The 21,617-nt window shown below is 70.5% G+C and carries 22 protein-coding genes; 14 read left to right on the forward strand and 8 right to left on the reverse strand.

Features of this window, described 5'->3' with window-relative positions:
* Positions 1 to 135: 135 nt before the first annotated feature.
* The 4 genes from ACMW4R_RS16815 to ACMW4R_RS16830 all read left to right on the forward strand — a co-directional run bounded on the left by ACMW4R_RS16815 (position 136) and on the right by ACMW4R_RS16830 (position 3,729).
* A complete protein-coding gene (locus tag ACMW4R_RS16815; protein ID WP_418300479.1) occupies positions 136 to 1,302 on the forward strand; it encodes a sensor histidine kinase in 1,167 nt (388 codons plus the stop codon).
* A complete protein-coding gene (locus ACMW4R_RS16820) occupies positions 1,299 to 1,919 on the forward strand; it encodes a response regulator (protein ID WP_058594975.1) in 621 nt (206 codons plus the stop codon). Before ACMW4R_RS16815 ends, ACMW4R_RS16820 begins: the two co-directional genes overlap by 4 nt.
* A 120-nt stretch (positions 1,920 to 2,039) precedes the next feature.
* Positions 2,040 to 3,101: a phosphogluconate dehydrogenase (NAD(+)-dependent, decarboxylating) gene (gnd, locus tag ACMW4R_RS16825; RefSeq protein WP_058594976.1), complete on the forward strand. Its 1,062-nt coding sequence runs from the start codon at positions 2,040 to 2,042 to the stop codon at positions 3,099 to 3,101.
* Positions 3,102 to 3,165: 64 nt separating this feature from the next.
* Complete coding sequence (locus tag ACMW4R_RS16830) at positions 3,166 to 3,729, forward strand: ribonuclease H family protein (RefSeq protein ID WP_418300480.1); 564 nt, start codon at positions 3,166 to 3,168, stop codon at positions 3,727 to 3,729.
* Positions 3,730 to 3,941: 212 nt separating this feature from the next.
* Here the strand turns inward: ACMW4R_RS16830 and ACMW4R_RS16835 are convergent, their stop codons facing one another.
* Positions 3,942 to 5,360: a hypothetical protein gene (locus ACMW4R_RS16835; protein WP_418300481.1), complete on the reverse strand. Its 1,419-nt coding sequence runs from the start codon at positions 5,358 to 5,360 to the stop codon at positions 3,942 to 3,944.
* Positions 5,361 to 5,503: 143 nt separating this feature from the next.
* Positions 5,504 to 6,538 (reverse strand): ECF transporter S component, encoded by a 1,035-nt coding sequence (locus tag ACMW4R_RS16840; protein ID WP_418300482.1) that lies wholly within the window; start codon positions 6,536 to 6,538, stop codon positions 5,504 to 5,506.
* A gap of 195 nt (positions 6,539 to 6,733) precedes the next feature.
* Between ACMW4R_RS16840 and ACMW4R_RS16845 the strand changes: the two genes are divergently transcribed.
* Entirely contained in the window at positions 6,734 to 7,015 is a 282-nt protein-coding gene (locus ACMW4R_RS16845; protein ID WP_058594980.1) for a hypothetical protein, read from the forward strand.
* Between the two features lie 9 nt (positions 7,016 to 7,024).
* Here the strand turns inward: ACMW4R_RS16845 and ACMW4R_RS16850 are convergent, their stop codons facing one another.
* Together ACMW4R_RS16850 and ACMW4R_RS16855 are read right to left on the reverse strand one after the other, a co-directional pair.
* A complete protein-coding gene (locus ACMW4R_RS16850; protein ID WP_418300483.1) occupies positions 7,025 to 7,924 on the reverse strand; it encodes a GNAT family N-acetyltransferase in 900 nt (299 codons plus the stop codon).
* Positions 7,925 to 8,007: 83 nt separating this feature from the next.
* Positions 8,008 to 9,048: an LLM class flavin-dependent oxidoreductase gene (locus tag ACMW4R_RS16855; RefSeq protein ID WP_418300484.1), complete on the reverse strand. Its 1,041-nt coding sequence runs from the start codon at positions 9,046 to 9,048 to the stop codon at positions 8,008 to 8,010.
* A 67-nt stretch (positions 9,049 to 9,115) separates the two neighbouring features.
* Here ACMW4R_RS16855 and ACMW4R_RS16860 point away from each other — a divergent pair, with 67 nt between their 5' ends.
* From ACMW4R_RS16860 to ACMW4R_RS16870, 3 genes are all read left to right on the forward strand, one after another.
* Positions 9,116 to 9,865: a hypothetical protein gene (locus ACMW4R_RS16860; protein ID WP_058594982.1), complete on the forward strand. Its 750-nt coding sequence runs from the start codon at positions 9,116 to 9,118 to the stop codon at positions 9,863 to 9,865.
* A 145-nt stretch (positions 9,866 to 10,010) separates the two neighbouring features.
* Positions 10,011 to 12,542 (forward strand): DEAD/DEAH box helicase, encoded by a 2,532-nt coding sequence (locus tag ACMW4R_RS16865; protein ID WP_058613190.1) that lies wholly within the window; start codon positions 10,011 to 10,013, stop codon positions 12,540 to 12,542.
* A 115-nt stretch (positions 12,543 to 12,657) separates the two neighbouring features.
* Complete coding sequence (locus ACMW4R_RS16870) at positions 12,658 to 13,026, forward strand: hypothetical protein (RefSeq protein ID WP_418300485.1); 369 nt, start codon at positions 12,658 to 12,660, stop codon at positions 13,024 to 13,026.
* 114 nt (positions 13,027 to 13,140) lie between these two features.
* On the opposite strand, the gene ACMW4R_RS16875 is transcribed toward ACMW4R_RS16870, so the two are convergent.
* Positions 13,141 to 13,701 (reverse strand): Dps family protein, encoded by a 561-nt coding sequence (locus ACMW4R_RS16875; RefSeq protein ID WP_058594985.1) that lies wholly within the window; start codon positions 13,699 to 13,701, stop codon positions 13,141 to 13,143.
* 258 nt (positions 13,702 to 13,959) lie between these two features.
* On the opposite strand from ACMW4R_RS16875, the gene ACMW4R_RS16880 reads away from it, so the two are divergent.
* Both ACMW4R_RS16880 and ACMW4R_RS16885 read left to right on the forward strand, forming a co-directional pair.
* A complete protein-coding gene (locus tag ACMW4R_RS16880) occupies positions 13,960 to 15,768 on the forward strand; it encodes a glycoside hydrolase family 15 protein (protein WP_058594986.1) in 1,809 nt (602 codons plus the stop codon).
* 52 nt (positions 15,769 to 15,820) lie between these two features.
* A complete protein-coding gene (locus ACMW4R_RS16885; protein WP_418300486.1) occupies positions 15,821 to 16,714 on the forward strand; it encodes an SDR family oxidoreductase in 894 nt (297 codons plus the stop codon).
* A 122-nt stretch (positions 16,715 to 16,836) separates the two neighbouring features.
* Here the strand turns inward: ACMW4R_RS16885 and ACMW4R_RS16890 are convergent, their stop codons facing one another.
* Complete coding sequence (locus tag ACMW4R_RS16890; protein WP_058594988.1) at positions 16,837 to 17,298, reverse strand: GNAT family N-acetyltransferase; 462 nt, start codon at positions 17,296 to 17,298, stop codon at positions 16,837 to 16,839.
* Positions 17,299 to 17,386: 88 nt separating this feature from the next.
* On the opposite strand from ACMW4R_RS16890, the gene ACMW4R_RS16895 reads away from it, so the two are divergent.
* On the forward strand, positions 17,387 to 18,316 hold the full coding sequence (locus tag ACMW4R_RS16895; RefSeq protein WP_418300487.1) for a helix-turn-helix domain-containing protein: 930 nt from the start codon (positions 17,387 to 17,389) through the stop codon (positions 18,314 to 18,316).
* A gap of 5 nt (positions 18,317 to 18,321) precedes the next feature.
* On the opposite strand, the gene ACMW4R_RS16900 is transcribed toward ACMW4R_RS16895, so the two are convergent.
* Positions 18,322 to 18,582 carry a hypothetical protein gene (locus tag ACMW4R_RS16900; protein WP_058627607.1) on the reverse strand — a complete coding sequence of 87 codons (261 nt, stop codon included), beginning with the start codon at positions 18,580 to 18,582 and terminating at the stop codon, positions 18,322 to 18,324.
* Positions 18,583 to 18,717: 135 nt separating this feature from the next.
* On the opposite strand from ACMW4R_RS16900, the gene ACMW4R_RS16905 reads away from it, so the two are divergent.
* Positions 18,718 to 18,876, forward strand: coding sequence for a hypothetical protein (locus tag ACMW4R_RS16905; protein WP_193751287.1), 159 nt, complete (start codon positions 18,718 to 18,720; stop codon positions 18,874 to 18,876).
* A 42-nt stretch (positions 18,877 to 18,918) separates the two neighbouring features.
* Here the strand turns inward: ACMW4R_RS16905 and ACMW4R_RS16910 are convergent, their stop codons facing one another.
* Entirely contained in the window at positions 18,919 to 19,923 is a 1,005-nt protein-coding gene (locus tag ACMW4R_RS16910; protein ID WP_058627608.1) for an epimerase, read from the reverse strand.
* 70 nt (positions 19,924 to 19,993) lie between these two features.
* On the opposite strand from ACMW4R_RS16910, the gene ACMW4R_RS16915 reads away from it, so the two are divergent.
* Both ACMW4R_RS16915 and ACMW4R_RS16920 read left to right on the forward strand, forming a co-directional pair.
* Positions 19,994 to 20,785 carry a hypothetical protein gene (locus ACMW4R_RS16915; RefSeq protein WP_418300488.1) on the forward strand — a complete coding sequence of 264 codons (792 nt, stop codon included), beginning with the start codon at positions 19,994 to 19,996 and terminating at the stop codon, positions 20,783 to 20,785.
* Between the two features lie 42 nt (positions 20,786 to 20,827).
* Positions 20,828 to 21,439: a hypothetical protein gene (locus tag ACMW4R_RS16920; protein ID WP_058613214.1), complete on the forward strand. Its 612-nt coding sequence runs from the start codon at positions 20,828 to 20,830 to the stop codon at positions 21,437 to 21,439.
* The last annotated feature ends 178 nt before the right edge of the window (positions 21,440 to 21,617 follow it).

The following is a 21,617-nucleotide window of genomic DNA, read 5'->3' on the forward strand; positions in this document are numbered from 1 at the left end:
CGGCCGACGGGTCTCGTCGACGTCCTTCCACCCTCGTCACCGGATGCCGCCGGGTCATCGCCGTCCCGGGCGAACTCTCGTTCCACCTTTCGGATGATCCGCCGGGGGCTCGGCATCCGTAGCCTGGATCGCGACATGTCTCATCGACCCCTCGCCCCCGTGTTCGCGGGCCTGCGCATCGGGCTGCACGCGCTCTTCGCGGGCCTGCTGGCGCTCGTCGTCGTGCGCGTCGTGCTCACGGGCGCGGGCGCGATGCCGATCGTCCTCGCCGTGGTGCTCGGCGCGATCTACGGTGCGGGTGCCTGGGTCGCGCGCGGCGGACGCTCCGCGGCGGGGGTGATCTGGGTGCTCGCCCTCACGGTGGTGTGGGCAGCGCTGGTGTGGCTGGTGCCCGAGGCGGCGTACCTCGTCTTCCCCCTCTTCTTCCTCTACCTGCACGTGCTGCCGGGCGCGGCCGGACCGCTCGCGGTGGTGGCGACCACGGCGCTCACCATCGCCGCCTTCGCGCTGCACGGCGGCCTCACCGTGGGCGGAGTGGTCGGCCCCGTCGTGGGTGCCGGCGTCGCCCTGCTGATCGGACTCGGATACGCGGCCCTCGAGCGTCGCGCCGCCGAACGCGAAGAGCTGATGGCCGAGTTGCTCGCGACGCGCGATCGCCTGGCGGCCGCGGAACGCGAACAGGGCACGCTCGCAGAGCGCGGGCGGCTCGCGCGCGAGATCCACGACACGGTCGCCCAGGGGCTGTCGAGCATCCAGATGCTGCTGTACGCGGCGGAGCGGGCGGATGCCACCGGCCCCGGCATCGACCACATCCGTCTCGCGCGACAGACCGCCGCGGACGGCCTCGCCGAGACGCGGCGGTTCATCCGCGAGCTCGCGCCCCCCAGCCTCACGCACGGTCTCGGACCCGCGCTGGAGCGCCTCGCGCGCGGGTGGGGAGAGCACGCGGGGGTCGCGGTCGATGTCGACGTCCCCGACGAGGTGATCCTGCCGATGGATGCCCAGACGGCTCTTCTACGCATCGCGCAGGGAGCCCTCGCCAACGTCGCTCAGCACGCCTCCGCGACGCACGTGCGCGTGAGCCTCGGCACCTCGGAAGGCGCGGTCCGTCTGACGGTGTCCGACGACGGTCGCGGCTTCGACCCGGCCTCGGACGCGGCGCAGGACGGGGGAACCGACTCCTTCGGCCTTCGCGCGATGCGCGAGCGGGTCGACCAGCTCGACGGCACGATCGAGGTGACGAGCGCACCCGCGAGGGGAACGACCGTCGCCGTCACGTTGCCGAGAGGGGGAACCCGATGATCCGCGTCGTGATCGCCGACGATCACCCCGTCGTCCGCGCGGGCGTGCGCGCACTGCTCGATGCCGAGTCCGACATCGACGTTGTCGGGGAGGCGGCGACGCCCGACGAGGCGGTCGACCTCGCCGGCCGCCTCTCGCCCGAGCTCGTCCTGATGGACCTGCAGTTCGGCGATCGCGCCGCCGGGGCCGAGGCGACGAGACGCGTCCGCGAGCTCGCCGCGCCGCCGTACGTCCTGATCCTCACCAACTACGACACCGACGGCGACATCCTCGGTGCCGTCGAGGCCGGCGCGAGCGGCTACCTCCTCAAGGACGCGCCGCCGCACGAACTGCTCGCGGGTGTCCGCGCCGCCGCCGCGGGCCACAGCGCCCTCGCGCCGGCGATCGCGGGCCGCCTCATGGCTCGCCTGCGCGAGCCCCGCATCAGCCTCTCGGCGCGCGAGATCGAGGTGCTGCGGCTCGTGGCGCGCGGCGCCTCGAACGCCGAGGTCGCGGCCCGCCTGCACATCACCGACGCCACCGTGAAGTCGCATCTCGCGCACGTGTTCTCGAAGCTCGGCGTCACCTCGCGCACGGCTGCCGTGTCGGCGGCCCGCTCGCTCGGCATCCTGAGATGAGAACCGCCCGGCTACGCGTTCGCAAGGCGGGCCCCCAGCGGTCTCGCGCTCCTAGACTCGCGGAAGGGGCCTCTCGCGGCCTCGACGCACGATGAACCATCCACGATGAACGGGGATCCAATGCAACTCGCCATGGTCGGTCTCGGACGAATGGGCGCCAACATCGTCCGCAGGCTCATGAAGGACGGTCACGACTGCGTCGTCTTCGACGTGAATCAGGATGCCGTGGCCGCCCTCGTCGCGGAAGGCGCGACCGGTGCGACCAGCATCGCCGACCTCGCCTCGAAGCTGACCAAGCCCCGCGCCGTGTGGCTGATGATCCCCGCGGGCTTGACCGGCACCGTCGTCGACCAGGTCGCCGAGGTCTTCGAGCCCGGCGACATCATCATCGACGGCGGCAACTCGAACTACCGCGACGACGTGCGTCGCGCGGCGAAGCTCAACGACTCCGGCATCCACTACGTCGACGTGGGAACGAGCGGCGGCGTCTTCGGTCTCGAGCGCGGGTACTGCCTGATGGTCGGCGGCCACGACGAGGCCGTCGCCCACCTCGAGCCGGTGCTCCGCACGATCGCGCCCGGGCCGGGCGACGTCGAACGCACGCCCGGCCGCACCGGGGAGTACTCGACCGAGGAGCGCGGATACCTGCACTGCGGCCCCTCGGGGGCGGGCCACTTCGTGAAGATGGTGCACAACGGCATCGAGTACGGCATCATGGCGGCGCTCGCCGAGGGCCTCAACGTGCTCAACAACGCCGACGCGGGTCTGCACCAGGGCGAGCACTCCGCCGAGGTCGCGCCGCTCGAGGAGCCCGAGTTCTACCAGTTCGACATCGACACCGCGCGCGTGACCGAACTGTGGCGTCGCGGCTCGGTCATCTCGTCGTGGCTGCTCGACCTCACCGCGGCCGCCCTCGAGCAGAACCCCACGCTCGACGGTCTCGCCGGGCGCGTCTCGGACTCGGGAGAAGGCCGCTGGACCGTCAAGGCGGCGGTCGACACGGGCGTTCCGGTCCCGGTTCTCGCGGCCTCCCTGTTCGAGCGTTTCGCCTCGCGCGGTGAGGACCACTTCGCCAACCAGGTGCTGTCGGCGATGCGTCTGCAGTTCGGCGGGCACCAGGAGCTCCCCGCCGGTGACGTTCTCGAGGCGGGATCGAAGAAGGCGGACAGCGGGAAGAGCTGATCCTCGGACGGTGCCCGCCGTGCCGCGTGTACGGCGGGCACCGGAAAGCAGCGAGACTGGAGGGATGAGCACGTCTGCCCCTACCCCCTCTGACCGCTACGTCGTCGCGACCGACGGCGCCTGCAAGGGCAATCCCGGCCCCGCCGGGTGGGCGTGGGTCGGCGAGGACGGGCACTGGGCCGCCGGGTCCATCCCCGAGGGGACGAACAACATCGGCGAGCTCCTCGGCCTCCTGCACGCGATCACCGATCACGCCGACGTGCGCGAGCTGGTCGTGCAGGCGGATTCGAAGTACGCGATCGACACGTACTCGTCGTGGATGGACGGGCATCGCCGCCGGGGGTGGGTCACGAGCGCGAAGAAGCCCGTCGCCAACCGCAGCATCCTCGAGGCGCTGATCGCGGCGAGAGACGCCCGGCGCGCGGCGGGGCTTCCGGATGTCGTCCTGGAGCACGTCCGTGGACACAGCGGGCACGTCCTGAACTCGTGGGCCGACGAGCGGGCCGTGCGCGCATCGCAGCACGCGGCCAAGGGCGAGGAGCTGATCTGGACGTCGTTGCGCGGTCTCGAGCGGCTCGACGTCGCGTCGGCGCCGCCGCGTTCCGCGGCCGACCGCAACGGGCGCTGAGGCGCGGCCGGCGGGGGCGAGCCCGGGGCGGCGCCCCGCGGGCGGCGTTCGGGCCGCCGAGGCGCGGCCATAAACGCTCTCCGCGGCAGTGGGGCACGGCCATAAACGCCATCCACTCACATAAACACGTGCGCAGCGCGTTTATGTGAGTGGATGGCGTTTATGCGGCATCCCGATGCGGCTCCTGAGCGGGGCTGACCCGGACGACTCGCTCAGAAGTCCTTGCTCGCGAGCGCGGGGGTGCGCAGCAGCGCGCTCTTGAGGACGCTCTCGCCGGGGTACAGGCGCGTGCCCTTGAGGCTCCCGAACGCGAACGGCGCGCGCATGTGCCAGATCGAGACGCCCGTGCACCAGCGCGACTGCAGCGGTGCTTGCAGGACCGACTGGTACAGCAGCCCCTGGACGTCGAAGTTCTCGACGCCCGTGGGCGGAGAGCTGTTGTCCTGCTTGGCGAGACCGTCGACGCGGGGTTGCACACCGACCTCTGTGACCAGGAACGGGATGCGCAGGGCGTCGCAGACGGTCTCGAGCTTGCCGAGGTGGTCGTCGGTCTTCCCCCCGCCGCCCCGCCATCCCGCGGCGAGCTCGTCGACAGTGATGTTCGGCGTATCCGGCGTGTAGACCTTGTCCGTCAGAACGACCCACGAATTGATGCCGAACACATCGAGCAGCCGTGCCATGTGCGGCGTCGACTGCGGGATCCAGAAGGTGTACAGCAGGAAGAGCTCGAGCGTCGTGAATGCAGCGGTGAGTTTGAGCGCCGGCTCCGCGTCGCGGAGCTTCTGGATCAACGGCACCCAGCGGTCGTAGGTGGCGGCATCCGTCTGATGCGGCTGCTCGCACGCGAGCGAGAGGTACTCGACGTCATTGCGGGCGCAGAGATCCGCGAAGAAGAGAAGCTGGTCTTCCCAGTTCGCGAAGAACTCATCGAGGGATGCCGGGGTGTAGTTGCCGCGGTAGAACCCGTCGCCCTGGTCGTTCGTGACGATGTGCGGCTTCACGAGCGTGATGCGGACGCCGCGTTCGCGAGCCTGCTGGAAGACCTTGTCGATCCGATCGTCGGTGACGCGGGTGAAGGTCGTGGAGGTCGGATCGGAGATGAAGCAGTAGATGACGAGCGTCGCATTCGCGCCGAGCCGGGCAATCCGGTCCAGTTCTTTCGCCGTGACCGACATCGGCGTGCGCTGGTCGAGACTCAGCGAGATGCTCAGGTCGCGCTTGAGCGGTGCGACCTTCCCGGCGAAGGTGCGGGTCGATCGCTTCTTCCCCTCGGCGACCTCGAGGGAGAAGCGGTAGGCGCCCTCCTCGGTCGGGCGTCCGACGAGGCTCCCCGCGGCGATGCTCACGCCCGCGGGCAGGGTCCCCGACGTGAGCGCGAGGGTGGCGTCGGCGGCATCCGAGATCCGGCGGACGACGCTGTCCCACGCGGAGAGGCGAAGGTCTTCGGGGCCGTCGGTGGGCGACGGGCTGGAGCGCGGCGTCGGGGTGGCAGAGCTCGCCCGCGCGCTCGGCGCGGACATGGGCTTCTCGGGGGCGCCGTGGGTCATCACGGTGGCGGCGGCGACGCTTCCGACGCCGAGACCGAGGACGCCCAGGGCGCCGACGATCATGCTCCGCCGTGACAGCTCCATCAAACCCCTCCCGATGCGATGGCTTCGTCGACCGAGAAGAACTCGTGCTCTCCCGCCGGATCAGCGTAGGGCGCGCGGATGAACGGCGTGCCCCACGAGGCCGAATCGTCGGCATTTCAGGGGCTTCTCTCGGTCGAGCGCGGTCAGACCAGCGTGAGTCGCCGCCGACCCGAGTCGAGCACCCATCGTGGGGCGAGGGGCGCACGCAGATGATCGATCAGGGGTACGTGGGTCGTGGGCACCCCGGTCGCGCCGCGCAGCCAGACGAGCACGATGAGCGCGATGAAGCCGGTGAGGAGTTTGTCGATCACCGAGGTGAACAGGTTCGTCGAGAAGGCCGCGGCGACCATCGGCAGCCCCATGGTCTCCAGCGACAGCGTGACGGTGTCCGATCCGTGCCCGGAGAAGCCGGCGAAGAGCAGCACGTTGAGGGGTGCTCCGACCAGCGAGCACGCGAGGGCCACCAGCAGGTTCAGCTGGAAGTACCGCACGATGTCGCCGCCCATCCCGAAGCGGCGGACCCCGTAGCCCCAGACGAGCGCGCCGACCGCGTTCACGAGCGCGAAGGGCGCGGCCCCGGGGATCCCGACGACGACGCCGCACAGGTTCGTCAGCAGACCCATGGCCACGCCGTACCAGGGCCCGAACACGATCGCCGCGACGGCGGTGCCGACCATGTCGAGGTAGAGGGGCAGATGGAGATGCTGCACCACGACGAGTCCCACGACGTTCAGCAGGAGGCACCCGACGAGCGTCAGAGGCGCGAAGCGGCGACGGGTGGGTGCTGCGGGCAGCAGGCGGGGTCGGTCGATCGGTGCCGGAGCGTCGACGGCCGGGGTGGGCCGTTGACGAGCGGAGGGTTCGGTGAGGCGGCGCACGCGGTGGTAGCGCTCGACCCAGGTGTCGGCCTCCGCGTCGTCCGCTCCGAGGGCGCGGACGATGTCGTGCACGAGAACCGGGTCCATGCGCGAGCGTCCGGGACGGAAGACGTCGTAGACGGTGGTGCGAGCCGGGTACGCGGATGCGGCGGGAATTCCGCGCTCGATCCGGAGCTCACCGACGCGACGCGCCAGTTCGCCGTACGAGAGGGGGCCGCGGGCGTCTTTGAAGACCACGAGGTCGCGCGCGATGCGGTCCAGGGAATCGGGTTGATCCTGCGGTGAGGCGGAGAGGACCACGGCAGCCCCTTCTGTCGATCACGATGGTGCGCTGCTCACCCTATCCGCGCGATCCCTCCTCGTTACGCTGGAGTCACCCCTGTGATGTCGACGCTCCGCGTCGCGCTCTAAAAGGAGCACCTCATTCCCGAGTCCCGTATCCGTGCCCTTCGCACCGCGTCCCTCGTCATCGCGGGCCTCGGTGCCTCCGCCACCATGAGCACCCTCGGTTCGTGGTGGACACCGCTCATCCTCCTGATCGCCACCGCCGGCGCGCTGCTGGTGGTCTTGCGCACACCGGCCGGGGCCGTGGCATCCCGTGCTCTGGTGCCGGTGCTCATCGTCGTGGTGGCGCTGACGGTCGCGGGTGTCCTCGGGGCGCTGGGCGTCCTGCCGAACGGATGGGTCTGGGCTGCGCTCGGCGCGTACATCGTGGCGTGGGGCGAGTACCTCGTGTCGCAGACGATCGCGCGGTCGCGGGGAACGACGGCCCGCTGAGGCTTCCCGCTACGCGACGGTCGTGCCCTGATGGAAGAGGCACCGCGGGTCGGGCGAGACGGTCCACAGTGACGACCGGCGGCTCACGCGACCGTCGAAACACAGCACGTACTCGAGCAGCACGATGTCGGACGCGATCGTCCGGGCCGCACGTTCCGTGATCGTCCCCGGCGCCTCGCCCGGCTCGTCGCTCAGTGCTTCGATGATCGCTCTCTTGGTCCAGCGGCGTCCGGACTGGCCGATCTCGACGAAGGCGTCGTCGAGCAGTCGGTCGACATCGGCAGGGACGCGGCGGACGGCCGGGTCGAGCAGACGTTCCTCCGCGGCCCAGGCTGTCGCGACCAGTGCATCGGCGGCCTCGACTCGGAGCCGTGTAAGGGTGTTCGGCACAGGGGTCGTGCGCCCGGAGAGGTGGTCGCGGCGCAGCACGCTGTAGGCGACGGATGCCACGGGCTCAGCGCCCTCGACCGGCCACCCGTAGCGGTAGTACGCCTCGCACACCCACCCTCCGCGCTCGAACGCGCGGCGCATCGCGAGGTTGTCCTCACGTGTCTGTCCCTCGAGTCGGAGGACATTCGCCCGGCTCGAGAACACGCGATCACGCGCCAGCGCGAGGGCCGTCGTCCCGAAGCCGTGCCCGCGCCAGACCTCGGCGAGGCGGAGGTCGATCATGGCCGTGGCGTCCCCGAGGTCGTCGAGCCGGACGAGCCCGACCCGGCCGCGGTCGCCGTCGAGCCAGTGGGCCTCGATGTCGTCGCCGTGCCACACGCCGTCATCGATCGCCCGCTCCACGTCTGGAGCCGTCAGGCGCGCTCGCACGTGGAAGGGGAAGACGTTCGTCGTGAGGAAAGCGATGAGCTCCGCGCGGTCCCGCCTCGACGGATCCATGGGGGTGAGCGACAGGGACATTCCCCCACCGTAAACACCCGCACTCACCGACGCCGAGGGCCCGGACGCCGAGCGGGTGGCATCCGGGCCCTGCGGGAGATCGGTCAGGCCGTGACCGACGTGGTGGTCGGGACCCAGCCGAGGGCCGGGGCGACGTGGCGCGCGAAGTTCTCGACGAGTCGGAGGTTGAACTCGACGCCCATCTGCGACGGGATCGTGAGCATCAGGGTGTCGGCGCTCATCACGGCGGCGTCGTTCTGCAGCTGCTCGACGAGCACGTCGGGGGTCGCGGCGTAGGTCTTGCCGAAGGTCGAGCGCATGCCGTCGATCACGCCGATCTGGTCGCTGCCGGCCGAGCCGCCGAAGTACATCTCGTCTTCGGCGGTGACGATCGGGAAGATGCTGCGGCTGACCGAGGTGCGCGGCTCGCCCTCGTGCCCTGCCTCGCGCCAGGCGGCGCGGAACGCGTCGAGCTGCTGCGCCTGCAGGAGGTCGAACGGCGTGCCGTCCGCCTCGGTGAGGAGCGTCGACGACATGAGGTTGACGCCGACGCGGCCCGCCCACTCGGCGGTCGCCGTCGTGCCGGCGCCCCACCAGATGCGCTTCCGGAGCCCGGGGGAGTGCGGCTCGATGCGCTGCAGACCGGTGCCGCCGCCGAACGGGCTCATCGGGTCGCGCTCCGCGAGACCCTCGCCGTCGATCGCGCGCAGGAACAGGTCGAAGTGCTCGCGGGCGATGTCGCCGCCGCGCGGGTCCTGCGAACCCGTGTATCCGAACGCCTCGTATCCGCGCACGACCGTCTCGGGTGACCCACGGCTCACACCGAGGGCGAGGCGGTTGCCGCTGATCAGGTCGACGGATGCCGCCTCCTCGGCGAGCATGAGCGGGTTCTCGTAGCGCATGTCGATGACGCCGGTGCCGACCTCGATGCGCGAGGTGCGGGCCGCGATCGCCGCGAGGAGGGGCATGGGCGCCGCCTGCTGGCGCGCGAAGTGGTGCACGCGGAACGAGATGCCGTTGACCCCGAGGTCGTCCATACCCTGGGCCAGGTCGATGGCCTGGAGCATCGAGTCGCCGGCGGTGAGCTGGCGACCGCCGCCGAGGGGGCCGTAGTGGCCGAAGGAGAGTGTGCCGAAGGAGCGCATGTACGGTGCAACGCGGCATCCGTCAATCTATTCCCACGCATGAACTTGCCGTGACACGATGCACAGGATGGACGCGGATCACGGCAGCGAGCTCGAGCGTCTTCGCGCGCGGGCGTACGGTCCGAACGCCGACATCGAGGGCGACCCCGCTGCCGTCGCGCGTCTGCGTGAACTCGAAGACCTCGAGCGGATGCGCGCCGCCCCGCTCGAGGCCGAGGCCGAGACCGAGGCGGATCCGGGCGACGACGCCGACGTGCCCCAGCCGGACCCGGAACCGGAGGAGGCGGAGCCCGCCCCGCGGCGCCCCCTCCTCCGCTCACGTCGGCGCGTGTGGGTCGCGGCAGTGGCGGTGGCGGGAGTCGTGGCACTCACGAGCGCGGCGACTGCGGCCGGAGTCAGTGTCACCGCGGTGGACCGCACCGCGGGGATCGCGCAGACGGACACCCTCACGGCCGATCCCGACGCGCAGCTCGGCTCGGCCGGCTACCTGGGATTCGATCCCGAACAGACCCGGGGATTCGCCGACTACTACGGGCTGACGGTGTTCTCGGGCGTCTCGCAGATCGACTCCGAGGGCAATCAGGCGGAATGCCTCATCGCGCTCGACACCAGCGAGGTGCGCGAAGCGGACTCCCCGCGCTCCGCGCCCCGGGGGATCCGGGTCGGGGGCTGCGGCGCCGGTCCTTTCCCGGCCAGCGTCGAGTTCATCGTGACGTCGTCGTTCCCCGAGCCGTTCCGCGCCCGCTATCCCGTGGGAACGGCGATGCAGTTCGTGCTCGACGACGGCAACGTCGGGGTCTTCAGCGCCGACGGTTGAGTCGACGAGCGGTGGCGGTCCATCTGCATGACCGGTGGGGCGGGTGGGGCGCCCGGACCTCCGCGAGAGCACTCCCGCCCCTCGGATCATGCAGATGAGCCACGCCCCCGCCGGGCGAGACCCCGGCGGATGAGAGGGTGGAACCGTGACCCCCCTCCTCGAGCACGTGCCCGCCGGCAGCGATCCGGATGCCGTGTACCTCGGCTTCGTCGAGTGGGCGGCGTCGCGCGGCCTCTCGCTCTATCCCGCGCAGGACGAGGCGATCATCGAGATCGTCTCGGGAGCGAACGTGATCCTGTCGACCCCGACCGGTACGGGCAAATCGCTGGTCGCGGTCGCGGCGCACGCGGCATCCCTGTCCCGGGGCGGCCGCAGCTACTACACCGCACCGATCAAGGCGCTCGTGAGCGAGAAGTTCTTCGCGCTCGTCGACATCTTCGGGGCGGAGAACGTCGGGATGGTCACGGGTGACTCGTCGGTGAACGCCGACGCCCCGATCGTCTGCTGCACCGCGGAGATCCTCGCGAACCTCGCCCTGCGCCAGGGGTCTGACGCCGACGTGGATCAGGTCGTCATGGACGAGTTCCACTACTACGGCGAAGCCGACCGCGGCTGGGCGTGGCAGGTACCGCTGCTGCTGCTGAACCGCGCGCAGTTCATCCTCATGTCGGCCACCCTCGGCGACGTCGAGGACATCGCCGACGACCTCTCGCGCCGCACGGGGCGCCCCACCGCGCGGGTCACCGGCGTCGAGCGCCCCGTGCCGCTGCACTTCGAGTACGCGCGCACCCCGGTCCACGAGACGGTGCAGGAGCTGCTCGACACGAAGCAGGCGCCCATCTACGTCGTGCACTTCTCGCAGGCCGCGGCGATGGAGCGGGCGCAGGCGCTGTCGTCGATCCGCATCATCGGGCGCGAGCAGCGCGACGAGATCGCCGAAGCGATCGGCGGCTTCCGCTTCACCACCGGTTTCGGCAAGACGCTCTCGCGATACGTCCGCGCGGGCATCGGCGTGCACCACGCCGGCATGCTGCCGCGCTACCGGCGGCTGGTGGAGACGCTCGCGCAGCGGGGGCTCCTGCGCGTCATCTGCGGCACCGACACGCTCGGGGTGGGTATCAACGTGCCCATCCGCACGGTGCTCCTGACGGCGCTGACGAAGTACGACGGCACGCGCATGCGTCAGCTCTCGGCGCGAGAGTTCCACCAGATCGCCGGTCGCGCGGGTCGTGCCGGGTACGACACCGCCGGCACGGTCGTCGTCATGGCGCCCGATCACGAGATCGAGAACGCCGCTCAAATCCTCAAGGCCGGCGACGACCTCAAGAAGCAGAAGAAGATCGTCCGGAAGAAGGCGCCGCAGGGCTTCGTCAACTGGACCGAGCAGAGCTACGACCGTCTCGTCGCGGCCGAGCCCGAACCGCTCGCGCCGCAGATGAAGCTCACCGCGGCGATGCTCATCAACGTCATCGCCCGCGGCGGCGACGTCTTCGCCAACGTCCGGTCACTCGTCTTCGACAACCACGAGCCGCGCGCACGGCAGTACGAGCTCGCCCGCCGAGCGATCGCCATCTTCCGCACGCTCGTGCAGGCGGGCGTGGTCGAGGCGGGGGCCGACGGCATCCGGCTCACCGTCGACCTGCAGCCGAACTTCGCGCTCAACCAGCCGCTGTCGCCGTTCGCGCTCGCCGCGATCGAGATGCTCGACCCCGAGGTCGAGCTCGGGCGGGGACCGGATGCCACGCCCCCGGCGACATCGGTCGGCACCGGGCACTACGCGCTCGACGTCGTCAGCGTCATCGAGGCGACGCTCGACGACCCGCGTCCGATCCTGTCGCAGCAGCAGTTCCGGGCGCGCGGCGAGGCGGTCGCGGCGATGAAGCGCGAGGGCATCGAGTACGACGAGCGCATGGAGCTGCTCGAGGAGATCACGTGGCCCAAGCCCCTCGACGAGCTGCTCGCGCAGGCGTACGAGGTGTTCGCGTCGAGCCAGCCGTGGATCCGCGACTTCGAGCTGTCGCCCAAGTCGGTCGTGCGCGACATGTTCGAGCGGGCGTGCTCGTTCGGCGAGTACGTCTCGCTGTACCAGCTGGCCCGGAGCGAGGGGCTGGTGCTGCGGTACCTCAGCGATGCGTACCGCGCGATCCGCCAGACCGTGCCGGTCGACGCGCAGACGCCCGATCTGCTCGACCTCATCGCGTGGCTCGGCGAACTCGTGCGGCAGGTCGACTCGAGCCTGGTCGACGAGTGGGAGCAGCTCATCAACCCGGCCGACGACCCCACCGCCCCGGTGGTGCCGCCCGCGCCGCCGTCGATCCTCACCAACCGCCGCGCGTTCGTCGTGCTCGTGCGCAACGAGATGTTCCGCCGCGTGCAGCTCGCCGCGCTCCAGCGAGACGACGAACTCGCCGAGCTCGACCCGGACGTCGACTGGTCGGCGGCACTCGACGCCTACTTCGACGAGCACGACACGATCGGCACGGGCGGTGCCGCGCGGTCGTCGGCGTACGTCGACATCGACGAGTCGGCCGCTACCGAGGGCCTGTGGCGGGTCGAGCAGACGATCGACGATCCCGCGGGCGACCACGACTGGCGCATCCGCGCCGAGGTGGATCTCGCCGCCTCCGAGGAGGAGGGGACGGCCGTCGTCCGCGTCACCGAGGTGCTGCGGCTCTGACATATCGTCCACATCGGGCAGGCGGGTGAAGTTCTGCACGGCACGACGATGACCCGCGCTCCGCAAGACGACGGTGGTCTACAGTCGGGGCATCCGATCGCGAAAGGACCGCCCGATGGAAACTCTCCCTTTGCTCTCGACGGCAGTCGGTTCGGTCGTGACCTTGTCTGTCGCGATCCTCGGCGGGACGAAATGGATGCTCGGTCGCGTCGAGCACCGTTCCGACTCCCGGTTCGCGGGGATGGATGCCCGCTTCGACCGTGTAGACGCGCGCTTCGACCGCCTGGAAGCCCGCACCGACGCGCGCTTCGCCGAAGTGGACCGCCGCTTCGCGGAGGTGGACCGCCGCTTCGCCGAAGTGGACGGCCGCTTCGCGGAAGTGGATCGCCGCTTGGCAGAGGTGGGAGCGTCTCTCGTGGACCTGAAACTCGGCGTCGCCCGTCTCGAGGGACCCCACCCGCCGTTTCTCATCGCCCGAGGCTGACCCTCTCACGCTGTGGTCTGCCGACACGGCACAACCGGTCGAGGGGCCGACCTGCCGCACGAACGACGGATGCCGAGGCCCTGAGGCCCCGGCATCCGGTGTCTTCGTCCGTGCTTACGACTTGCGGGCGACGCGGTTCTCGGCGCTGACCATCCACGAGAGCTGCTCGAGGCGCTCGAGCACGCCGTGCAGGATGTCGGCGCTGGTGGGGTCTTCGTCGTCGACGTCGTCGTGCACCTCGCGGACCGTGCCGACGGTCGCGTCGAGGCGTTCGGTGATGAGGTCGATGACCTCGGACGTGTCGACCTCTCCCTGCGGGAACTCGGGCAGGGTGGTCGTCTCGGCGATCGTGTCGCTGCGCCCGTCGGGCAGCGCGTGCAGGGCGCGCATGCGTTCGGCGACCTCGTCGCTGAACTCGCGCGCGGCGTCGATGATCTCGTCGAGCTGCAGGTGGGTGTCGCGGAAGTTCTTCCCGACGACGTTCCAGTGCGCCTGCTTGCCCTGGATCGAGAGCTCGATGAGGTCGACCAGCACGGCCTGGAGGCTGTCGGTGAGCTTCTCCGACGCCTGGAAGCCCTTCTCGGCGTTCTGCTCGTCGGTCGTCTCGGGGCCGCTGCCGCCGCGCGCGGGGCGGCGACGGTTCTTGGTCGGGGTGTCCTTGGTGGTCGTGGACATGCACGTTCCTTTCACTCGCGGTGTCAGCGACATTAAAGGTGCCGGCCGACAGGAGGGCGGGGGTTGTGCGTCCTCGGGTGTCGCGGTAACCGGAGGCGGACGGCACGGATCGTCGCGTTCGTCGTCGAGCGCACCGTGGCCGCGAACGTGCCGTTGTCGCGGATCCCGCTGCTGCCGTCGACACGACGCTCCGTAGCCGCTCCCCGCCAGATGGACAACCCCGGCGTACCGAGACGGGAGCGTTCTTAGCGTGGGGACGTGCTCTCGACCCCGCCTCCGCCCTCCCGGCCGCTCCGCGACTACGCCGCGATCGGCGACGGGCGAACGGTCGCGCTGATCGGCCGCGACGGATCGATCGATTGGCTGCCGCTGCCGAACATCCACTCGCGTCCGGTCTTCGCGCGGCTCGTGGACGAGTCCGCCGGCGGGTGCATCGAACTCGCTCCGGTGGGGGAGTACGAGGTGACCCGTCGCTACATCCCGCGCACCAACGTGCTCGAGACCACGTTCACGACCGCGACCGGCGTGGCGACGCTCACCGACGCCATGGTCACCGGCATCGCCGGCCGCCTGCCGTGGGCCGAGCTCGCGCGCCGCGTCGACGGGGTGAAGGGCGAGGTGGAGTTCGCCTGGTGCGTCCAGCCCGGCACCATGCTGCGCTCGGCCGCGCCCTGGACGGAGCGCATCGACGGCTTCTCGGTCATGCGCATCGGCCATGTCTCGCTCGCCGTGGTCGGTCACGAGCACGGCATCCGGGGAGAACCGGATGCCGGGAACGAGAGCATCGAGGGCGGCTTCACCACCGCGAAGGGATCGCGTCATCTCCTCGTGATCGCGGCGACCGAGGGCGAGCCGCTGCGGATCCCGGACGCGCAGAACGTCGATCGGGGTATCGATCGCACCGTGGACGGCTGGTCGACCTGGTCGGACGAGTTCTCCTACGACGGGCCGTGGGCCGATGACGTGCAGCGAAGCGCACTCGCTCTGAAACTGCTGCTCTTCAGCCCCACCGGCGCGATCGCCGCCGCGGCGACGACATCGCTCCCGGAGAACCCGCGCGGCGGGAAGAACTGGGACTACCGCTACGCGTGGGTGCGCGACCTCGCCTACACGGCGCACGCGTGGGTGGGATTCGGGCTGCGCGAGGAGACGCACGCGGCGATCTCGTGGCTGCTGCGCACGATCCGCAAGAACGGTCCCGAGGTGCAGGTCATGTACACCCTTGACGGTGACGCCGAGATCGGGCTCGAGAAGCACGAGGTCCCCGGCTGGAACGGCAATCAGCCGGTGGTCACCGGCAATCCCGCGCAGGGCCAACTGCAGCTCGGTGTCTACGGCGACCTCATCGCCCTGTGCCGCACGTATGTCGAGGCCGGCAACCGCCTCGACATCCAGACCGGCCGTCTCCTCGCCGACGTCGCCGACCGGACCTGCGACCTTTGGCGTCGCGAGGACTCGGGCATGTGGGAGCTCCCGGAGCTCCGCCACTACACCTCGTCGAAGATGGGGTGCTGGAAAGCCCTCGACGACGCGCAGTGGCTCGCCGACGGCGGCCACATCCCCGACAACGGAGACCGCTGGCGCGCCGAGCGCGACCGCATCCACGCGTGGGTCGAGGAGCACTGCTGGTCGGAGAAGCTCGAGGCGTACACGATGGCACCCGGCACCGAGGATCTCGACGCCTCGGTGCTTCTGCACGCTCCCACGGGTTTCGACCGCGGTGAGCGGATGTCGAAGACCCTCGACGCCCTCACCGAACGCCTCGGCACCGAGAACCACCTGGTCTACCGCTACACCGGCATGGACCAGGAGGAGCAGACCTTCGTCGCGTGTGCGTTCTGGCGGGCCACCGCGCTGGCCTGTGTCGGCCGGCATGCCGAGGCCATCGAGGCGATGGACGCCCTCGTCGCTCAAGCGAACGATGTGGGCGTCTACTCCGAGATGATCGCCGAGTCCGACGGGGCGTTCTGGGGCAATCTCCCGCAGGCGTTGAGCCACCTCGCCCTCATCAACGCCGCTCTCGTCATCCGCGATGTCGTGGATGCCGACGAGCTCGGCGGCCGTTGAACCGGCCGGGTACGTGACACCCGGCATCCATCCCCCATCGAAAGGACGTGTCATGAGCACGCAGTACACCTTCACCGACCCCACGAAGCTCTACGCCGACATCGAACCGCAGGCGCAGGACCAGCCCGAACCCGGGCTCGACGCGAAGTTGACCCCGAAGGCCGCTCTCGGCGAGGACACCTACGTCGGCAGCGAGCGACTCGTGGGACGCAAGGCCCTCATCACCGGCGCCGACTCGGGTATCGGCGCGGCCACCGCGATCGCTTTCGCCCGCGAGGGCGCCTCGGTGGCGATGTCGTACCTGCCCGAGGAACAGGTGGATGCCGACCGCATCGCCGGCATCCTGCGCGAGGCCGGCGCGACCGTCGTGCAGATCCCCGGTGACCTGCGCGAGCGCGAGTACGCCACGAGCCTTGTGAAGGAGGCGGTCGAGGGCCTCGGCGGCCTCGACATCGTCGTCAACAACGGCGGCAAGCAGATCTTCAACGAAGACGTCACGACTCTCTCCGATGAGCAGTTCGACGACACGTTCAAGACCAACGTGTACGCGATGTTCTGGATCTGCAAAGAGGCGGTGCCTCACCTGAAGCCCGGTTCGACGATCATCAACACCACGTCGATCCAGGCGTACTCGCCGGCGCCGATCCTCGTCGACTACGCGTCGACGAAGTCCACGATCAACACCTTCACGAAGGCGCTCGGCCAGCAGCTCGCCCCGAAGGGCATCCGCGTGAACGCGGTGGCCCCGGGACCGATCTGGACGCCGCTGCAGGTCACCGACGGCCAGCCGAACGAGAATGTCGACGAGTTCGGCGAGGAGACCCCGCTCGGACGCATGGGTCAGCCGGCCGAGCTCGCGCCCGCGTACGTCTACCTCGCCTCGGCGGAGTCGAGCTACGTGATCGGTGAGACGCTCAACGTCAACGGCGGCATGCCGACGCCGTAAGCGCTGCGCCGGGAGGGGCCGTCGTCCGGATGCGGGCGGCGGCCCTTCTGCGTGTGCCGGTCCCTTCGACGAGCTCGGGGACCTGGCAGCGCGGAGGGGCCGGAGCTCGTCGAAGCCCCCGGTCAGATGAGCCGCTTCCGGTAGAAGATCTCGCCGTCGGCCGTCTCCTCGGTGCGGTGGTACCCCTCGCGCTCGTACAGGCGCTGGTTCGCCTCGCTGAGGCCGCCCGTGAAGAGCTCGGCCTCACTCGCGCCGGCCTCACGCCCGCGTTCCTCGACGGCACCGAGCAGGAGCGTCCCGAGTCCCTCGCCCTGCTGGTCGGGCGCGATCGCGAGACGCCCGATCAGGAGCAGGTCGCCGTCCCGCCGCGCGCGTACGGCACCGACGATGCGGTGATCCGACACGGCGACGCAACCGAGGTTCTCGACGAGTTCCGCGCGCAGCTCCTCCAGGGTCTGGGTCAGCGGCGGCATGTCGGGGTCGCCGTAGATGAGCGCCTCGCTCGCGAAGGCCGCGCGCTGGATCGTGAGCACCTCTCCGGCGTCGTCGGGGGTGATGGGGCGTACACGGGGGCTGCCGGTCATGATCGCTTTCCGGGAAGAGGTGAACAAAAAGGGCCGAGATGACGGCGGTCCGAGACCGCGAGGTTAACTACGATGATCGTGGACAGCCATGAACGACTTCTTCGATACCCGCGTCCGCACCGACGACGTCGCCGACACGCTGACGTGGCTGCAGGCTCAGTACGGGCACGTCGACGTCCAGGCCGATGACGCGTCGTTCGCCGAGCACGCGATCGGGGATGGGGCGTTCTCGTTGCGCCACCTCGACTGGGACTGCCGTGCCGAAGTCATCTACGAGGCCGATCGCTTCTTCGTGGCGACCTCCACGCCCGGATACGCCTGGAGCATCGGATCGGATGCCGGGGAGTACAGCGTCGAGCCGGGAATCGTGCAACCGGGCCAGGAGTTGATCGGCCGCCCGCAATCGACGAGGCTGCAGCTCGCCGCCCTCGATGCTGCCCGGCTCACCGAGACGGCGCGCATGATCTACGGCGATGAGACGCTCACCGTCCGGTTCGAGGGGACGGCACCCGTCTCGCGCCGGATGCGCGAGTACTGGCTCGCCACACTGCGCTGGTCGCTGACCCAGGAGCCGGTCATGTCGGAACCGCTCGTGCGGGCCCAGGTCTACCGCTCGCTCGCCGCCGCCACGCTCGAGACGTTCGCCCTCATGGGCGATCCGCGCGAGCGCCGCGCGTCGGCGATCGAGCAGGCGGCGATCTACGCCTCGGCGACCGCGTGGCTGGACGATCACGCTTCGCTGCCCATCACGATCGATGACGCCGCCGCCGCGGTGGGCGCTTCGACCGAGGGGCTGCGGCGCGCCTTCGCGGCGAATGGCCAGCTGGCGCTGACCCCCGAGGCGTACCTCGCCGCGGCGCGAATCAGCGCCGCCCATGCCGATCTCGTCGCGGCCGACGCCGCGGTCACCACGGTCGCCCAGGTCGCGGCCCGTTGGGGCTTCACCGCTCCGGGACGCTTCGCCCAGGCGTACCGCGCGGCCTACCGCGTGGATCCACAGGTGGTCCTCGATCGCTGAACCGTTCAGCGGTCGCGGTCGGTGTACTCGCCGGGGTGCTCGAGGTCCTCGCGGTCCTCGTGCCCCGACGGCAGTTCGACATCGGTATAGGCGCCGGCTTCATCGGAACGGGGCCGCGATTCGGTGCCGTCCGAGTTCTCCCGATCGACGTATTCGCCGGGCAGATCGGAACTGCCGTGGTCCCGCTCGCCGTCGGGGAGTTGCACGTCGGTGTACTCGCCTTCGTCGGGTCCGGTTCCGCGGCCTGTGGTGTCGCGTTCGCTCATCGTTGGGTCTCCCGCCGTCGTGATGTCCTCGACCGTAGACCCGACTCCGCGAGGCCGCCCGGCCTTGACACGACGGCCTCTCGGGCTCGTGTCAAGGGTGGTCGCCCGAGGAGGTCGGCGGGACAGAGTGAACACATGCCAGCTCTCGCCATCATCCTCATCATCGTCGGACTCGTCCTGCTGTTCCTCGGCGTCTTCGTCGAGGCCGTGAAGTTCCTCCTGTGGATCGGGATCATCATCCTCATCGTGGGTGTGATCGCGGCCCTCATGCGGTTCATCCGTCGAAACGCCTGACCGACTCTCCCGCCCGCCCGATCTGCTCGGGCGGGCGGTTCGTCATGCCGAGAAGAGGTCGCGTGCGCGCGGGCGACGCACCGAGGCCACGGCATCCAGAGCCGGACCCAGCTCCGCATGCCGGAAGCGGAAGCCGGCCTCGGAGAGTACGCGCGGCACGGCCCACCGGCTCTTCAACACCAGCTCGGGTTCGTTGCGCAGCACCGCCATCGCGGGGTCGAGCATCCACCGGTAGGCGGGAAGGCCGAGCCTCCTCCCCGCGACGCGCCGGACCTCGCGCATGAGCGTGCGGTTGTCGCTGACGCCGGGCGCCGCGAGGTTGACCGGTCCCTCGAGATCGGCGCGATCGCGGAGGAACAGGACGGATGCCACCACGTCGTCGATGTGGATCCAGCTGAAGCGCTGGCGGCCCGACGTCCGGTGCCAGCTCGACCAGACCGGCCCGGTCGGATGCGCGCCGATCCCGCGGTAGCGGCGGTGCGGGAACCACCAGCTGTCGATCTGCGCTCCACCGAGTCCGAGACGCCCGAGCGCGAGGAGCATGCGTGTCGCCGGTCCGTCGCCGAGGACGATCGCCATGCGCAGCGCGATGCGGCGGGTCTCGGGGAGGTCGCCGTCGAAGAACGCCCGCTCCCACGAGGTCGCCACGTCGACCGAGAATCCGTCGCCGATGACCCCGTCGCGTTCGTCGTTCCCCCGCTCCGTCTCGTGGCGGTAGATCGTGGCGGTGGACGCGTTGAACCACACGCGGGGCGGACGGACTGCCGTGCGCACCGCGCGGTGCAACGCCCTCGTCGTCTCGACCCGTGAACGCAGGATCTCGTCTCGTGCCGCGTCGGTGTACCGGCACGACACGATCTTGCCCGCGAGGTTGACGAGCACGTCCGCGCCCTCGACGAGACGCTCGATGGCCGGTTGGTCTTCCCAGGTCGCGGTGCCCCTCCGGCCGATCGTGTCGAGGTCGTATCCCTCGTCGCGGAACGCGGATGCCAGAGCCTGGCCGACGAAACCACTCGCTCCGGCGATGACGACACGGGGTCGGGTCACGGCATCCTCCTGGGTCGGACTCAGCCTAGGGGGCGCGCCGCCCGCGCCCGCTGCCGACAGAATGAGAGGCATGGCGAAACCGCTCGACGTGGCCCCGCTCCTGCAATTGCGCGACGGATACGACGACAGCGAGGAGACGGAGGCCGTACGCCTGTTCGCCGAGGCGAACGGCGCGCAGTTCTGGCCCCTCGTCCTCGACCAGCCCCTGCCGGGTGTGGTCTTCCGCGACCCCGCCGGCCGCCCGCGCCAGATGCAGGGCGCGGGCCGGATCGTGCGGTTCCCCGGGGACCCCGAGATCGAGATCGCCAACTCCGCCTTCCAGTACGCGATCGAGCTCAACGTCATGAGTTCGGCGTGGGGGTACGCGGCTGTCCGCCTGTCGCGCCCCGCGCCGGCCCTTCTCGTCGAGACCGCGAGCGCGCGAGCGATCCGGCTCCTGCCGTCCACACCGACCGCCGCGGAGACGCTCGCGCTCGGGAACGGTACGGAGGTTCACGTCGATGCTCGGGCGGCGGGCTGGGCCCGTGGCATCCTGCGTCCCGACGTCCTCGACCTCCTCGACGACGCCGAGCTGCCGTTCGATCTCGAGATCGTCGAGGGGTGGCTCTTCCTCTACAGTCCGCGGCAGCTCGCCGTGGGGGACCCGCGCGTGTGGCGGCGGGCGCTCGGCGTCGTGGCAGCCGTCCGCGAGGCCATCGAAGAGACCGACGGCACCGATGCCATGGCATCCGGGGCTCCTCAGGTGCTCCCGATGAAGGACCGGCCGTGGAAGGGCGGGGGCCGGAGGGCTCTCGTGCTCTACGGCTCCGTGGCCGCCGTCGTGGCGATCCTCGGCGTCGGGATCGCGCTGTTCGCGCGGTGACGGCGGCGGTCCTCGCCGCGCACGCCTGACACAATGGGTCTCATGCGACGGCACGAACGGGGAACGCGCGTCGCGCGCGGAGCCGTGGCCGCCGCCGTGGCGACATTCGTCGCTCTGCTTTCGCACGTGACCGCTGGGGGAGCGATGCCGGGCGCGGTGGGCATCCTCGTCCCGCTCGCGCTGTCGTTCGTCGCGTGCACCGCGCTCGCCGGTCGCCGCCTGTCGGCTCTGCGCCTGGGGCTCGCGGTCGGCCTCAGCCAGCTGCTGTTCCACACCCTCTTCGTCTTGGGCAGCTACCGGCCGGGTGTCGCCGCCGGTCACGTCCATGGCGGCGCGGGGGCGATGCCCGCACTCGACGCGGACTCGGTGACGATGACGATGCTCCCGGATGCCACGATGTGGGGCTGGCACGTCATCGCCGCCGCGCTCACCACCGCCGCCCTGCACCGCGGGGAGCGGACCGTCGCGCACCTGCGCGAACTCGCCGTCCGGCTCGGTGCCTGGCTGCGCGCGCGGGTCCGTATCCTCACCGACGCGCCCGGACCGACCCCCGCGCGTCGTGTCCTCGCGGATGTCGTCGCCGACGTGCGAGCCGTCTCGGTCCTGCTGGCGGCGACCGCTCGACGGCGCGGCCCACCTCTCGGCGCACACTGACGCCCGCCCCGCGTGATCCGTCGCGGGGCGTTCGGTCGTCGGCATCCGGTTCCTGACGCTCCTCAGCGCTCGGCACCCGCCGCGACCGGCCCGTCGTGCACACGCACGGCGGGGATTCGCGTCCTCCGAGACGCCCGTGTCCGTCGTGCCGTGCCGTCGCCTGCGTGCGTGGGCAGCG

The sequence above is a fragment of the Microbacterium sp. S1037 genome (assembly GCF_048381605.1).
Lineage (GTDB): Bacteria > Actinomycetota > Actinomycetes > Actinomycetales > Microbacteriaceae > Microbacterium > Microbacterium testaceum_B.